A 14,078-nucleotide genomic window follows, 5' to 3' on the forward strand; every position below is an offset into this window, starting at 1 on the left:
GAGCGCTGGGTGGTGGATGCGCGGCGAGCGCCGGTGGCGGGTGCGCGGCGAGCGCCGGTGGCGGGTGTGCGGCGAGCGCCGGGTGGGTGGATGCGGCGAGGGGTCGGGGCGGGCGTCCGATCTGGCCTTGTCGATGTCCAGATGGTCGCCCTTGCGTGCCGGCTTCACCCGACGAGTGGATCTTCTTCGTGATCGAAGTCGTGTGCGGGTTGTCCGCGTGGCCTGCACGGACTTCGATCAACGTCGCGACGGCACCGGGGGTGGAGCAGATCTGACAAAACGGGATGGAACGACGCTCGGCTGCCCGGCCCGGCGATGCGCGCTCTGGCGGTGGGGCTCAGGGTCCGTGCTCGTGGCGGCGACGTTGTCGGCGATCGGTCCGGTGGATCGCGGGGTGCGGGGTGCGTTACAGGGCGGACAGGACGAGCGACAGGACCTGGACGGCGTCGTGCTTGTTGAGGGGGTTGTTGCCGTTGCCGCACTTGGGGGACTGGACGCAGGAGGGGCAGCCCTGCTCGCAGCGGCATTCGGCGACGACGGTGCGGGTGGCGGCGAGCCAGTCGGTGGCGACGTCGAAGGCGCGTTCGGCGAAGCCGGCACCACCGGGGTGGCCGTCGTAGACGAAGACGGTCGGTAGGGCGGTGTCGGCGTGCAGGGCGGTGGAGAGGCCGCCGATGTCCCAGCGGTCGCAGGTGGCGACGAGTGGTAGCAGGCCGATCGACGCGTGCTCCGCGGCGTGGAGGGCGCCGGGCCAGTCGACCTCGGGGATGCCGGCCTCGTCGAGAGCCTCGGGGGAGACGGTCCACCAGACGGCGACGGTTTTGAGGATGCGTTCGGGGAGGTCGAGCTGGCAGGTGTCGATGACCTCGCCGCTGGAGATGCGGCGGCGCTGGTAGCTCACGACCTGGGAGGTCACCTCGACCTCGCCGAGCGAGAGTGTGACCGGGCCGGCGGTGCGGGTCTGGCGGACCGAGAGGACGGTCAGGGAGGTGACGTCACGGGGATGGGTGCTCCAGTCGGGCTCCTCGGCGTGCACGAGGGCGACGGAGTCGGCCAGGTCGAGCTTGTCGACCACGTACGCGGTGCCCTGGTGCAGGTGGACCGCGCCGGTGTGGACCTGGTGGTGGGCGGAGCCGGTGTCGACCGTGCCGAGCAGGCGGCCGGTGGATTCCTCCACGACCGCGACCGGGCCGCCGCCCGCGCCGCGGAGGTCGACGTCGGGGCGTTGGCGTTCGGTCCAGTACCAGCCGCTGGGGCGCCGTCGCAGGATCCCGGCGGCGACGAGGGCGTCCAGGGTGCTTTCCGCGGTCGGGCCGAAGAGTGGCAGGTCGGCGGGGGTGAGGGGGAGCTCAGCGGCGGCGCAGCACAGCTGTGGGGCGAGGACGTGCGGGTTGGCGGGGTCGAGGACGGTTGCCTCGACGGGCTTGCCGAAGAGGGCTTCCGGGTGATGCACGAGGTACGTGTCGAGCGGGTCGTCCCGGGCCACCAGCACGCACAGGGCGTCTCGGCCGGCTCGGCCCGCTCGGCCCGCCTGCTGCCAGAGGGAAGCGAGGGTGCCTGGATAGCCTGAGATGAGGACCGCGTCGAGGCCGACGAGGTCGACGCCGAGCTCGAGGGCGTTGGTGGAGGCTAGGCCGAGCAGGGTGCCGTCCATGAGGTCGCGTTCGAGGGCGCGGCGTTCTTCGCGGAGGTAGCCGGCGCGGTACGCGGCGACCCGCTCACCCAGGCCGGGCACCGCGTGGTTGAGGGAGCGGCGGGCCATGCTCGCGACGAGTTCGGCACCCTTGCGGGACCGGACGAATGCGAGGGTCCGCACGCCGGCCACGACCGCGTCGGTGAGCAGATCGGCCGTCTCCCGCAAGGCCGAGCGGCGCACGGGCTCCGCGTCCCGCACCGCGAACGTTGCATCCAAAGCCACAGAGCCATCGTCCAAAGGAGGCAAAGAAGCCGAAGAAGGCAAAGAAGGCAAAGAACGCAAAGAAGCCAAAGAATCGGGAGCGGGAGGCAGCAGCGGAGGCTCCCACAGCGCGAACGTCACCCCTCCGCGCGGTGAGGCGTCCTCCGTCACCGCGGCCATCGGCAGTCCGACCAGCCGGGACCCGGACGCCTGCGGGTCGCCGGAGGTCGCCGACGCCAGGATGAAGCACGGCCCGGAAAGCCCCCGCGGCGTGTAGCGGGCCGTGACCCGCCGCAGCCGGCGCAGGACGTGGGCGACGTGTGAGCCGAAGACGCCGCGGTACGTGTGGCACTCATCGACGACCACGAAGCGCAGGCCGCGCAGGAAGCGGGCCCACGAGGCGTGGTTGGGCAGGATGCCGTGGTGCAGCATGTCAGGGTTGGTGAGCACGACGCGGGCGTGCTGGCGGACCCAGTCGCGTTCCTCCCGAGGGGTGTCGCCGTCGTAGCCGGCGGGGCGGACGCCGGGCAGGTCGAGGCCGTGCAGCGAGCGGAGCTGGTCGGCGGCCAGGGCCTTGGTGGGGGAGAGGTAGAGCGCCGTCGCTTTGTCGTCGGTGAGCAGCGAGGACAGCAAGGGCAGCTGGTACGCGAGGGACTTGCCCGAACCGGTCCCGGTCGCGATGACGGTGTGGGTGCCGGACCACGCGAGGTGGGCCGCGGTCGCCTGATGGGTCCAGGGCTGGTCCACGCCGCGGGCCGTGAAAGCGGACCGGAGCAGGGGCGGGGTCCAGTCGGGCCAGGGGGCGACAGCCCCGGCGCGGGGCGGCACGTGCTCGACGTGGGTGAGCGATTCGGCGCGGCGGGGCGGTAGGAAGGAGAAGAGCGGGAGCACAGCCGTCACGTCGAGCACTCTAAGACAAACGTTCGAAGAGATGCTGCGGTACGCGTGTGGCATTTGTGGGAAACAGGGTGGACGCGTCGCCTTGTGGGGGCGTCGATGGTTAGATGCCCGAGAGACTCATTGTGGGCGACGGCCCATGACACGCCCCGAACCCGCTCAGAGGAGGAGGTCCGCATGGAGCTGTCGTTGTCGACGTACGACTCCGGCGACCACACGGTGCTCGAAGTCGGCGGTGAGGTGGATGTGTACACCGCTCCGCGGCTTCGCGAGAAGCTGGTCGAGCTCGTCGAGACGGGCGCCCGCCATGTCGTGGTCGACCTGAGCCGGGTGGAGTTCCTGGACTCGACCGGGCTCGGCGTGCTCGTCGGCGCGCTGAAGCGGCTGCGGGCGGTCAACGGCACGTTCGGGCTGGTGTGCGCGCACGAGAGGCTCCTGAAGATCTTCCGGATCACCGCGTTGGATCGGGTGTTCTCCCTGTACGACTCCGTAGCCGCCGCGACCGCCGCGGTTGGCTCGGACGCCGAACCCACGGCGTAGGTTCATGCCCACAGTCAGGCTGTCGTTCTCGCCGGCGGCCGCGCATGTCCGCACCGCCAGGTTGGTCGGTGTGGCCGTCGCGCGGCGGGCCGGCGTGGCCGAGGAGCTGCTCGAGGAGGTCAGGCTCGCCATCGGCGAGGCCTGCTCCCGAGCCGTGGCCCTGCACCGGTCGCACGGGCTGGAGGACCTGGTCGACGTCGCGATGGCCGACGGCGACCGGTTCACGGTCCGGGTGGTGGACCGTGCCGCGAACGGGGCGCTGGTCGCGCGCCTGGCGGGTGAAGCTGGGGATGAAGATTCCGTGATGGTCCTGTCGGACCCGGCGTTGCCGCTGACCACGCCGCCGGAGCTGCTGGCGGAGGAGGCGGTCGCGGCGAGGATGGGGTTGGCCCTGCTCGCCGGCCTCGTCGATGATCTCAACGTGTCCGAGCTGGCCGAAGGCGTCGGCACCGAGGTCCGGATGTCGTGGCCCCTGGAGCGTCCTGCGGAGTAGGACACCGATGACAAAGTGGACCATCGACGAAAAGCGATCTCTTGAAACGCGCAAGTCGGTGTGACCACAGACACGCTCTGCGGCTAGAGTACGGCGATCGTGTATGACGGGCCTGGTCATTGGGTACCTCGGCCGTCCTGCACGGCTCCCCCTGGGGAGAACCCGCCGCCGGCCTGACCGCTCGCGGCGCTGTCATGTGTCGGTACAGGAGGACAACGAATGTCCGCAACACTCGTCGCAGCCGACGAGATTTCCCTCAGCGGGAACAACCTGACCTATGTCGTTGTCGCGCTCGTCATCGCCTTCGTGGCGTTGGGTTTCGCGGCGGCGTTGGTCAAGGCTGTGCTCGCAACCGGTCGGGGCACCCCGAAGATGCAGGAGATCGCCGGGGCGGTGCAGGAGGGCGCGACCGCGTACCTCACGCGCCAGTTCAAGACCCTCGGCATCTTCGTCGTCATCGCCGTCGTGGTGCTGTTCCTGCTCCCCGTGAGTGACGCCGGGGACAACGAGACCATGATCAAGATCGGCAGGTCGGCGTTCTTCATCGTCGGCGCGGTCTTCTCGGCCTTCATCGGCGGCGCCGGCATGGCGCTGGCGACCCGCGCCAACCTGCGCGTCGCGGCGGCGGCCAGAGAAGACGGCGGCCGGGAGAAGGCGATGCAGATCGCCTTCCGCACCGGTGGCGTCGTCGGCTTCCTCACCGTGGGCCTCGGCCTGTTCGGTGCGGCGCTGGTCGTGCTGATCTTCAAGAGCGACGCCCCCACGGTGCTGGAGGGCTTCGGGTTCGGCGCCGCGCTGCTCGCGATGTTCATGCGGGTCGGCGGCGGCATCTTCACGAAGGCCGCCGACGTCGGCGCCGACCTGGTCGGCAAGATCGAGAAGGGCATCCCGGAGGACGACCCGCGCAACGCCGCCACCATCGCCGACAACGTCGGTGACAACGTGGGTGACTGCGCCGGTATGGCCGCGGACCTCTTCGAGTCCTACGCCGTGACCCTGGTCGCCGCGCTGATCCTGGGTCGTGCCGCGTTCGGCGAGGAAGGCCTGGTCTTCCCGCTCATCGTCTCCACGATCGGCGTCATCGTCGCGATCCTCGGCGTGGCGCTCACCCGCCTGCGCCCCTCCGACCGCAACGGCCTGGTCGCCATCAACCGGGCGTTCTACATCTCCGCCGTGATCTCCATCGTGCTGGTCGCCGGCGCCGCGCTGTTCTACCTGCCGGCCAAGTGGTCCGGCCTGAACGGCGAGGGCGACAGCCTGAAGGCGATCAAGGCGCTGGCCGGTGGCGACGCCCCGCCGTTCGGCCCGAACGTCACCGCGATCATCGCCTGCGCCATCGGCATCGTGCTCGCCGCCATCGTGCTGGCGCTGACCGGGTACTTCACCGAGACCGAGCGCCGTCCCGTCCGGGACATCGGCAAGAGCGCGCTCACCGGGCCCGCGACCGTGGTGCTGGCCGGCATCAGCGTCGGGTTCGAGTCGGCCGTCTACTCCGCGCTGGTCATCGGCGCCGGCGTGTTCGGTGCGTTCCTGCTCGGTGGTGGCTCGATCACGCTGTCGCTGTTTGCGGTCGCCATGGCCGGCACCGGCCTGCTCACCACCGTCGGCGTGATCGTCGCGATGGACACGTTCGGCCCGATCAGCGACAACGCGCAGGGCATCGCCGAGATGTCCGGTGACATCGACGAGCGCGGCGCCCGCACGCTGACCGAGCTCGACGCGGTCGGCAACACCACCAAGGCGATCACCAAGGGCATCGCGATCGCCACGGCGGTCCTCGCCGCGACGGCGCTGTTCGGCTCCTACACGGACTCGATCCTGAAGGAGTTCACCCAGGTCGAGGTCGACAAGTTCCTCAACGTGGCCAACCCGGGCAACCTGGTCGGCCTGCTCATCGGTGCCGCGGTCGTGTTCCTCTTCTCGGGTCTGGCGATCAACGCCGTCGCCCGCTCGGCCGGTTCGGTCGTGATCGAGGTGCGCCGCCAGTTCCGCGAGTTCCCGGGCATCATGGACTACAGCCAGCGTCCGGAGTACGGCAAGGTCGTCGACATCTGCACCCGGGACGCCCAGCGTGAGCTCATCACGCCGGGTCTGCTCGCGGTGATGGCGCCGATCGCGGTCGGCTTCGGCCTCGGTGTCGGCCCGCTCGCGGCCTACCTGGCCGGCGCGATCGGCACCGGCACGCTGATGGCGGTCTTCCTGTCCAACTCGGGCGGCGCGTGGGACAACGCGAAGAAGCTCGTCGAGGACGGCACGCACGGCGGCAAGGGCTCCTCGGCCCACGAGGCGACGATCATCGGTGACACCGTCGGTGACCCGTTCAAGGACACCGCCGGCCCGGCGATCAACCCGCTGATCAAGGTGATGAACCTGGTCGCGCTGCTGATCGCGCCCGCCGTGGTGGTCTACACCACGGGCGACGGCAACCCGGGGATCCGGTTCGCCATCGCGATCGGCGCGGCGCTGATCATCGCCACCGCGGTGGTCATCAACAAGCGCAAGCCGGTCTCGGTCGACGCCGGCAACGGCGACGACGCCTCCGCGCAGGAGCCCGCTCCGGAGCGCGTCACCGCCTGACCTGTTCCGCAATGACGCCCCGGCCGGATCATTCCGGTCGGGGCGTCGTATTTGTCGAACAGACGATCGGTTCTAGGCTTCCATTCATGCACATCCGCGTCGTCGCCTCAGGCCTCCTGTTCGTCCTCGTTTCGGCGGGTACGGGTGGCTGCGGCGCTGATGGTGCCGGCGACGTGGCGCCGAAGCAGTGGGCGCAGTCGGTGTGCACGGCGCTCACGCCCTGGCGGGCCGAGATCGCCGATCTGACCACCAAGGCGCAGCAGCAGCTGCAGTCGGCGAAGACCGCCTCGCAGACGAAGACCAACATCGTGGACCTGCTGGCGGGTGCGGAGACCGCGAGCGAGAAGGCCAGGCTCGGGATCAGCGACGCCGGGGTCCCGGACGTCTCCGGCGGCACCAGGGTCGCCCAGCAGTTCTCCGCCTCGCTGTCCAAGGCCCGCGACGCGTACGGCAACGCGAAGCGCTCGGTGGAGGCCCTGCCGACCGCCGACGCGAAGGCGTTCTACACCTCGGTCGGGTCGGCGTTCGCCGTCCTCAAGGAGGAATACGAGCAGAGCGCCATCGACCCGAAGCACGTGGGTCAGAAGGATCTGCAGAAGGCGTTCAGCGAGGTGCCCGAGTGTCGGTGACGCCGGCTCGGAGCCGGCAACTGTCGCTGTTCGGGGTGGAGGCGCGCCCGCCGACGCCGATGGACCTGGAGGGCCTGCTCGCCGGTGCGGGCGAGGTCGGCCGGATGGGCGGCACCGCGAAGGTGTCGATCGAGGTCGAGGACGCGTGGCGGGCGGACGTGCTGCGGGCCGAGTGCGAGCAGCGGGGCCTGGTCGTGGCGTGCGAGCCGACCGGGGTCGAGGACCGGTGGACGGTGCGGACGGCGTATGCGGCACTGCTGGCCCCTCTCGCGGCCCGCTGGCTGGACGGCACGGCGAAGGTGGCACCCCGGGACCTGGTCCTGGACGGCCGGCGGCTGCGGCTGTGGGTGGCGGCCGCGGGCTCGTGGGACGGCCAGCGCGCCTACCTGCTCCGGCTGGCACCCAGCCGCCCCTACGTGCCCGAGGAGGACGACGGGGACGCCGAGGGCCGGACCGACGCCGCCGACCTTCCGGTCGAGGAGGAACCGGCGGTGGCGCCGCCGGCGGGGGTGGTGCCGGCGCTCGACCCGCCCGACGAGGAATCGATCGAGGACCTGCCGGATGCGCCGCGCGGCAAGCCGAAGAAGAAGGCCACGCCGCTGATCTCGACGTTCGATCCGGGACCGGTCGACCTGGGGGTCGAGGTCGAGGACTGGATCGACGACAACCGCGACGGCTGGCCCGACTCCGGGGTCGGCGACCTCCCGACCGTCGAGCTCGATCCGCTCGCCGAGGTGGCGTCCGAGAGATTGGACGTACCGGATGAAAACGACAACCAGGACGAACATGCGATCGACCGCCAGGTGGCCGACAACTGGGTCGCCATCGGTGACGCTCTGGCTACCGCAGGGCTGATCGCGGTGTTCGTCGGTCCCAAGGCGGGCGGCCCTGCGTACCGCATCGTGGGACTGCGCCGTGTGACGCGGCTCGCGGAGCTCGTCGGTGAGCCACCCGCGGGGGCGCCGCAGGCGAGTTGGCCGAGGTGAGCGCCAGGTAGGCTGACCCCGCGTCGCACGGTGTGATTCCACCCGCCATAGGGGTCACCGGCAGGCGACAAAGCGTGACAAATACGGCAGCCGATGCGACACGATCGCAAGATCGGGCAGGTAGCGCTTCTGCTTGGGTGTACCGTGGCGCCGATCGGCGTGTCGCAAGCCGACCGCCGGGTGCCGCATTGCGCAACTCGGCGCGTAGGCGCGCGTTACGTTTGACACATGTCCGTCCGCACCGGGGAGAGCTGTGCCGAACTCCGCCAACACGAAGCGGCTGGTGATCGTCGAGTCGCCGGCGAAGGCCAAGACGATTTCGGGCTATCTGGGCCCGAATTACGTCGTGGAGGCGAGCTTCGGCCACGTCCGTGACCTGCCCGTGGGCAAGAAAGACATGCCCGAGGACCTCAAGAGCAAGCCATGGGCCTACCTGGGCGTCGACGTCGACAACGATTTCACCCCGGTCTATGTCATCTCGGCCGACCGGCGCAAGCAGATCAGCCGGCTCAAGGAGCTGCTGAAGACCGCCAGCGAGGTCTACCTCGCCACAGATGAGGACCGCGAGGGCGAGGCCATCGCCTGGCACCTCTTCGAGACCTTGAAGCCGAAGGTCCCGGTCAAGCGGATGGTGTTCCACGAGATCACCAAGCCGGCCATCCAGGCCGCCGTCGCCAACCCGCGGGAGATCAACCGCGCGCTGGTGGACGCCCAGGAGGCCCGGCGCATCCTCGACCGGCTCTATGGCTACGACCTGTCCACCGTGCTGTGGAAGAAGGTCCAGGGCGGCCTGTCCGCCGGCCGGGTCCAGTCGGTCGCCACCCGCATCGTGGTCGAGCGGGAGCGGCAGCGGATGAAGTTCCGCGCCGCGGACTACTGGGACATCCTGGCCAAGCTCCTGCCGGACGGCGACACCCGCACGTTCAACGCGACGCTGCTCGCGATCGACGGCGACCGGGTCGCCACCGGCCGCGACTTCGACCCGGAGACCGGCAAGGTCCGGCCCAACGCCGGCGTCATCCACCTTGACGAGCAGGGCGCCCGCGGCCTGGCCGCCCGCCTGGAGGGCCGGCCGTTCACGGTCACCCGGGTGGAGGAGAAGCCGTACCGGCGCAAGCCCGCGGCGCCGTTCATCACCTCTACGCTGCAGCAGGAGGGCTCCCGCAAGCTGCGGCTGTCCAGCGCGCAGACCATGCGGCTCGCCCAGCGGCTGTATGAGAACGGCTACATCACCTACATGCGAACCGACTCGGTGAACCTGTCCGAGGCCGCGATCGCCGCCGCCCGCCAGCAGATCCTCAGCCTGTACGGCCCGGCCGCGGTGCCGCCGCAGCCCCGCCGGTACACCGGCAAGGTCAAGAACGCGCAGGAGGCGCACGAGGCGATCCGCCCCGCCGGCGACTCCTTCCGCACCCCCGGTGACGTGGCCAAGGAGCTCTCCGCCGAGGAGCTGCGGCTGTACGAGTTGATCTGGCAGCGCACGATCGCGTCGCAGATGACGGACGCGGTCGGCAACAGCACCTCGGTGCGGATCAACGCGGAGACCCCGGCGAAGGAGTCGGTCGACTTCAGCGCCACCGGCAAGACGATCACCGACCCCGGCTTCCTGCGCGTCTACGTCGAGTCCTCCGACGACGAGAACGCGGAGGCCGAGGAGGCCGAGCGGCGCCTGCCGGTGCTGGTCAAGGGCCAGGCGCTGACCGAGAAGGGGCTGACCCCGACCGGCCACACGACCCAGCCGCCGGCCCGCTACACCGAGGCCTCGCTGGTCAAGGCGATGGAGGAGCTCGGCATCGGCCGCCCCTCGACCTACGCCTCGATCATGGAGACGATCAACAACCGCGGCTACGTGTTCAAGCGCGGCCAGGCGCTGATCCCGTCGTTCCTGGCCTTCGCCGTCGTGGGCCTGCTGGAGAAGCACTTCCCGCGCCTGGTCGACTACGACTTCACCGCGTCGATGGAGAACGTCCTCGACGAGATCGCCAACGGCGATGAGAGCGCCGTGGACTTCCTGCGCCCGTTCTACTTCGGTGGGGACACGGGCGACGAAGGGTCGGTGCCCCGCCAGGGCGGGCTGAAGCGCATGGTCACCGAGCGGCTGGGTGAGATCGACGCACGCGGGATCAACTCGATCCCGCTGTTTCGTGACGAGGCCAACCGCGACGTCGTCGTGCGGGTCGGCCGCTACGGCCCCTACCTGCAGCGCTTCGTCCCCGACCAGCCCGAGGGCGAGGAAGGCGACCGCGCGACGGTGCCGGACGGGCTGGCCCCGGACGAGCTCACCCCGGAGAAGGTCGCCGAGCTGTTCGTCGGCGGCGCGAGCGGTGAGCGCAAGCTCGGCGAGCACCCGGAGACCGGCGAGCCGATCGTGCTGAAGTCGGGCCGCTACGGACCGTACGTCTCGACCGGCGAGAAGAACTCCTCGCTGCTGTCGACGCAGTCGCCGGAGCACCTGACCCTGGAAGAGGCGCTGCTGCTGCTGACCCTGCCGCGGATCGTCGGCAAGGACGCCGCCGGCGAGGACATCACCGCGTCGCCCGGGCGGTACGGGCCGTACATCAAGCGCGGCAACGACACGCGGTCCCTCGAGCGGGAAGACCAGCTCTTCACGGTCACCCTCGAGGAGGCGCTGGCGCTGCTGGAGCAGCCGAAGACCCGGGGCCGGGCCGCGGCCAAGCCGCCGCTGCGCGAGATGGGCCCCGACCCGGCGACCGAGAAGCCGCTGGTCATCAAGGACGGGCGGTTCGGCCCGTACGTGACCGACGGCGAGTTCAACGCGTCCCTGCGGCGCAACCAGGCGGTCGACACGCTGACCTTGGACGAGGCGAGCGAGATGCTGGCCGAGAAGCGGGCCAAGGGTCCCGCGCCGAAGAAGGCCCGCCCGGCTGCGAAGAAGGCGGCCGGGGACGCGCCGGCCAAGAAGGCGGCGGGGGCTGCTGGGAAGAAGACCGCGGCGGCCGCGAAGAAGACGTCGGCGGCTGCGAAGAAAGCCACGACGACGACGGCGGCTGCTGCTGCGAAGAAGGCCGCGCCGGCGAAGAAGGCCGCGCCGCGGAAGGCGACCGCCGCGAAGAAGACGACCCCACCGGCGGAGTGACCGGTTGAGCAGGCGTTGGTCAATGCGTGGTCAGCTCTGACCGGTGTTGACCAACGCTTGGCCGCGGGGCCGTTCGAGAGCGCGGCGTCGCCTGTGGCCGGTGCTGGTTGATCACGGACCTTGATCGAAGCACCGCGCTGGTCGTCGGGACGACCGGGCGACGACTTCGATCACCCACGGGTGCCGCGCGGATCGGCGGGATGTGCCGCGTTCGGTCCGCGGCGCGGTCAGGCTGTGCTGCGCAAGTCTGGGGCGGGCCGTGGTCCCGGCGGCGGGAGTCGCCTCTGGCCTTCTGGCAAGGGGCAAACCGCGCAAATCACCCTCGCTGACGATCCCGTTCGGACCCTGCTCATGATCGAAGTCGTGGGTTGGTTGTCCGTGCAGCCAGGGTCGTCCTTCGATCAAGACGGCAAGATCGTCCGGCGAGCGGTTCGGCTGGCGTTCGGGCTGCCGTTCGCCGCACGGCCGTGATCGAAGTCGTGGGCTGGTTGTCCGTGCGACCGGAGCGCTCCTTCGATCATGGTTGCAAGATCGTCCGGTGGGGTGGAGTGGTCGGCGCTCAGGTCGTCGTCCGTCGCACCCTTGTCCGTCGCACCCTTGTGATCGAAGTCGTGGGTTGGTCGTCTGGGTGACCGTGGGGCGACTTCGATCAGCCGGCCAGGGTCAGCTGGCCACGTCGGTCGGCCCACGTCGGTCGGCCCACGTCGGCGGGCGGGCGTGGCCTTGGAGGCGTGGCTCGTCGGCGTGGTCGTGGAAGCGTGTCCGCCGCCACGGGAAAGCCAGGGCGCAGGCGCCGGTTGGGGAATGGGAGGCGGTCAGGCGCCGAGGACGCGGTCCGTGTAGGCGTTGGCGAACAGGCGGCCGGGGTCGAGCTTGTCGCGCAGCGCGGTGAAGTCGGCGAAGCGCGGGTAGGCCGTGGAAAGGGAGGCAGCGTCGCGGAAGTTCATCTTGCCCCAGTGCGGGCGGCCGCCGAGCGGGGTCGTGATCGCCTCGAAGCGTTGGAAGTACTCCTCGAAGGGGGCGCCGACGTACTGGTGGATCGCGATGTAGGCGTTCTCGCGGCCGTGGCCGTGCGACAGCCAGATGTCGTCGGCGGCGGTGAACCGGACCTCGACCGGGAACTGGATCTTGTACGGCAGCCCGGCGACCACGGAGCGGAGCCCGTCGAACGCCTCGCGGAGGGCGGCGCGGGGCAGGCCGTACTCCATCTCGACGAAGCGGACCCGGCGCGGCGTGCAGAACACCTCGTGGGACGTGGCGGTGTACGTGCGGGCGGACAGGGCCCGGGCCGAGACGCGGCTGATGGTCGGCACCGCGGACGGAAGGGCCCGGCCGAGGCGGCACGCGCCGCCGAACACGGTGTTGGACAGGAAGTCGTCGTCGAGCCAGCGGCGCCAGCCCGGGAGGGGGCGGTCCGACGTGGGCACGATGGTGTTGCGCTTCATCTGGACCCGGTCGGTGTAGGGGAACCAGTAGAACTCGAAGTGGTCGTTCGAGGCGATGTGCTCGTCCAGGCCCGACCACACGTCGGACAGCGGCGCCGGGCGCTCGTCGGCCCGGAGGGTGAAGGCCGGCACGCAGCGCAGGGTGACCTCGGTGAGGACGCCGAGGGCGCCGATGTTGACCCGGGCGGCGGCGAACAGGTCCGGCGAGGACGAGGCCGAGCAGCGCACCACCGCACCGTCCGCGGTGACCAGTTCGAGGGCCTGGACGAACGTCGACAGGCACCCGTATGCCGCGCCGGTGCCGTGGGTGCCGGTGGAGAGCGCGCCGGAGATCGTCTGTGCGTCGATGTCCCCGAGGTTCGGCATGGCCAGGCCGTGTGCGGCGAGGGTCGCGTTGAGGGCGGCCAGTTTCATCCCGGCCTGGACCGTCACCAGGTCGCCGTCGACCCGGACGAGTGACGCCATCTGGTCGAGCTCGATCCGGACCCCGTCCGTCAGAGCGGTGGGTGTGAAGGAGTGCCCACTGCCGACGGCCTTGACCCGAAGCCCTTCGGCCGCTGCCTCGCGGAGCATGACGCCCAGCTCAGCGGTGGTCGACGGGTGCGCGACGCGCGCCGCCCGAGCGGTCTGGTTGCCGGCCCAGTTGGCCCACGGAGAAGTCACGAAACCTGAGTACCCTTCACGTATGCCCGCCGTCAATGACCTGTTGAACCACAAGAGTGAAATGGGCTATCCGCCGATCGTGCCCGCTCGTTGACGTGAGTAGGTTTCAAGGTGGGTCGAGCTTGAGGGGGATTGCCGGGTGGCGACGCAGACAGTGGCCAGTGCCGGGACGAAGCCCCTGCGCCGGGTTCCGGTGCAGGGGCGCAGCGTGGCGAGGGTCGGGCGGATGCTCGACGCGTGCGCCGAGCTCGTCGATGAGGTGGGCTACGACGGGTTGACCACGACGTTGCTCGCGGAGCGGGCGGGGGTGGCGATCGGCTCGGTCTACCAGTTCTTCCCGGACAAGCGGGCGATCGTGCAGGCGCTGACGTTGCGCAGCCTGGAGGGCTACCTGGAGCGCCTCGGCGCCCGGCTGGCCGAAGAGGACATCACGCACTGGTGGGACGCGGTCGACGCGGCCATCGACGAGTACATCGACATGCACCGCACCGTGCCGGGCTTCCGCACCCTGCACTTCGGTGATGTCGTGGACATTCACCTGCTCGACGACGAGCGGGACAACAACGACGTGATCGTCTCGCAGCTCTCGGCGCTGCTGATCGGCCGGTTCGGCATCGTGGACGCCGAGCGCCTGCAGTTCGTGCTGGCGATCGCGGTCGAGGCGGCCGACGCGCTGATCAAGATGGCGTTCCGGCGTTCGCCTGACGGCGACGCGGTCGTGCTCGGCGAGGCGAAGGCCCTGATCAAGGACTACCTGCACCACCGCCTCTGACGACGTCGCTCGGACCCTTTATCGGCAGCTCACAAGGCCGGTAAAGGGTCCGAAACCTGGTGTTGACAATCCCACACGACCT

Annotated in this window: 9 protein-coding genes; 7 read left to right on the forward strand and 2 right to left on the reverse strand. The window is 70.2% G+C overall.

All coding sequences use genetic code 11. The features are described from left to right. Positions 1–406: 406 nt before the first annotated feature. Complete coding sequence (sftH, locus tag Dsi01nite_RS29545) at positions 407–2,797, reverse strand: DEAD/DEAH box helicase (RefSeq protein ID WP_239136274.1); 2,391 nt, start codon at positions 2,795–2,797, stop codon at positions 407–409. A 174-nt stretch (positions 2,798–2,971) separates the two neighbouring features. Here sftH and Dsi01nite_RS29550 point away from each other — a divergent pair, with 174 nt between their 5' ends. The 6 genes from Dsi01nite_RS29550 (at position 2,972) to topA (ending at position 11,116) form a co-directional block, all read left to right on the forward strand. Further along, a complete protein-coding gene (locus tag Dsi01nite_RS29550) occupies positions 2,972–3,334 on the forward strand; it encodes an STAS domain-containing protein (protein ID WP_203849569.1) in 363 nt (120 codons plus the stop codon). A 4-nt stretch (positions 3,335–3,338) separates the two neighbouring features. Beyond that, positions 3,339–3,827 (forward strand): ATP-binding protein, encoded by a 489-nt coding sequence (locus tag Dsi01nite_RS29555; RefSeq protein ID WP_203849570.1) that lies wholly within the window; start codon positions 3,339–3,341, stop codon positions 3,825–3,827. 219 nt (positions 3,828–4,046) lie between these two features. Beyond that, complete coding sequence (locus tag Dsi01nite_RS29560) at positions 4,047–6,404, forward strand: sodium-translocating pyrophosphatase (protein WP_203849571.1); 2,358 nt, start codon at positions 4,047–4,049, stop codon at positions 6,402–6,404. 86 nt (positions 6,405–6,490) lie between these two features. Further along, the gene (locus Dsi01nite_RS29565) at positions 6,491–7,033 is read left to right on the forward strand and encodes a hypothetical protein (protein WP_239136275.1); all 543 of its coding nucleotides are present in this window, start codon (positions 6,491–6,493) and stop codon (positions 7,031–7,033) included. Next, entirely contained in the window at positions 7,030–8,019 is a 990-nt protein-coding gene (locus Dsi01nite_RS29570) for a hypothetical protein (protein ID WP_203849572.1), read from the forward strand. Before Dsi01nite_RS29565 ends, Dsi01nite_RS29570 begins: the two co-directional genes overlap by 4 nt. A gap of 253 nt (positions 8,020–8,272) precedes the next feature. Further along, the gene (gene topA, locus Dsi01nite_RS29575; protein ID WP_203849573.1) at positions 8,273–11,116 is read left to right on the forward strand and encodes a type I DNA topoisomerase; all 2,844 of its coding nucleotides are present in this window, start codon (positions 8,273–8,275) and stop codon (positions 11,114–11,116) included. An 815-nt stretch (positions 11,117–11,931) separates the two neighbouring features. On the opposite strand, the gene Dsi01nite_RS29580 is transcribed toward topA, so the two are convergent. Then, entirely contained in the window at positions 11,932–13,224 is a 1,293-nt protein-coding gene (locus tag Dsi01nite_RS29580; protein WP_203849574.1) for a D-arabinono-1,4-lactone oxidase, read from the reverse strand. A gap of 226 nt (positions 13,225–13,450) precedes the next feature. Here Dsi01nite_RS29580 and Dsi01nite_RS29585 point away from each other — a divergent pair, with 226 nt between their 5' ends. Beyond that, positions 13,451–13,996, forward strand: coding sequence for a TetR/AcrR family transcriptional regulator (locus Dsi01nite_RS29585; protein ID WP_203849589.1), 546 nt, complete (start codon positions 13,451–13,453; stop codon positions 13,994–13,996). The last annotated feature ends 82 nt before the right edge of the window (positions 13,997–14,078 follow it).

It is taken from the genome of Dactylosporangium siamense, from assembly GCF_016862795.1.
Taxonomy (GTDB): domain Bacteria; phylum Actinomycetota; class Actinomycetes; order Mycobacteriales; family Micromonosporaceae; genus Dactylosporangium; species Dactylosporangium siamense.

Excerpts from the sequence above, each read along its gene's own strand:
- Dsi01nite_RS29550 (WP_203849569.1), top strand. The coding sequence starts at position 2,972 with ATGGAGCTGTCGTTGTCGACGTACGACTCCGGCGACCACACGGTGCTC.
- Dsi01nite_RS29555 (WP_203849570.1), top strand. The coding sequence starts at position 3,339 with ATGCCCACAGTCAGGCTGTCGTTCTCGCCGGCGGCCGCGCATGTCCGC.
- Dsi01nite_RS29560 (WP_203849571.1), top strand. The coding sequence starts at position 4,047 with ATGTCCGCAACACTCGTCGCAGCCGACGAGATTTCCCTCAGCGGGAAC.
- Dsi01nite_RS29565 (WP_239136275.1), top strand. The coding sequence starts at position 6,491 with ATGCACATCCGCGTCGTCGCCTCAGGCCTCCTGTTCGTCCTCGTTTCG.
- Dsi01nite_RS29585 (WP_203849589.1), top strand. The coding sequence starts at position 13,451 with ATGCTCGACGCGTGCGCCGAGCTCGTCGATGAGGTGGGCTACGACGGG.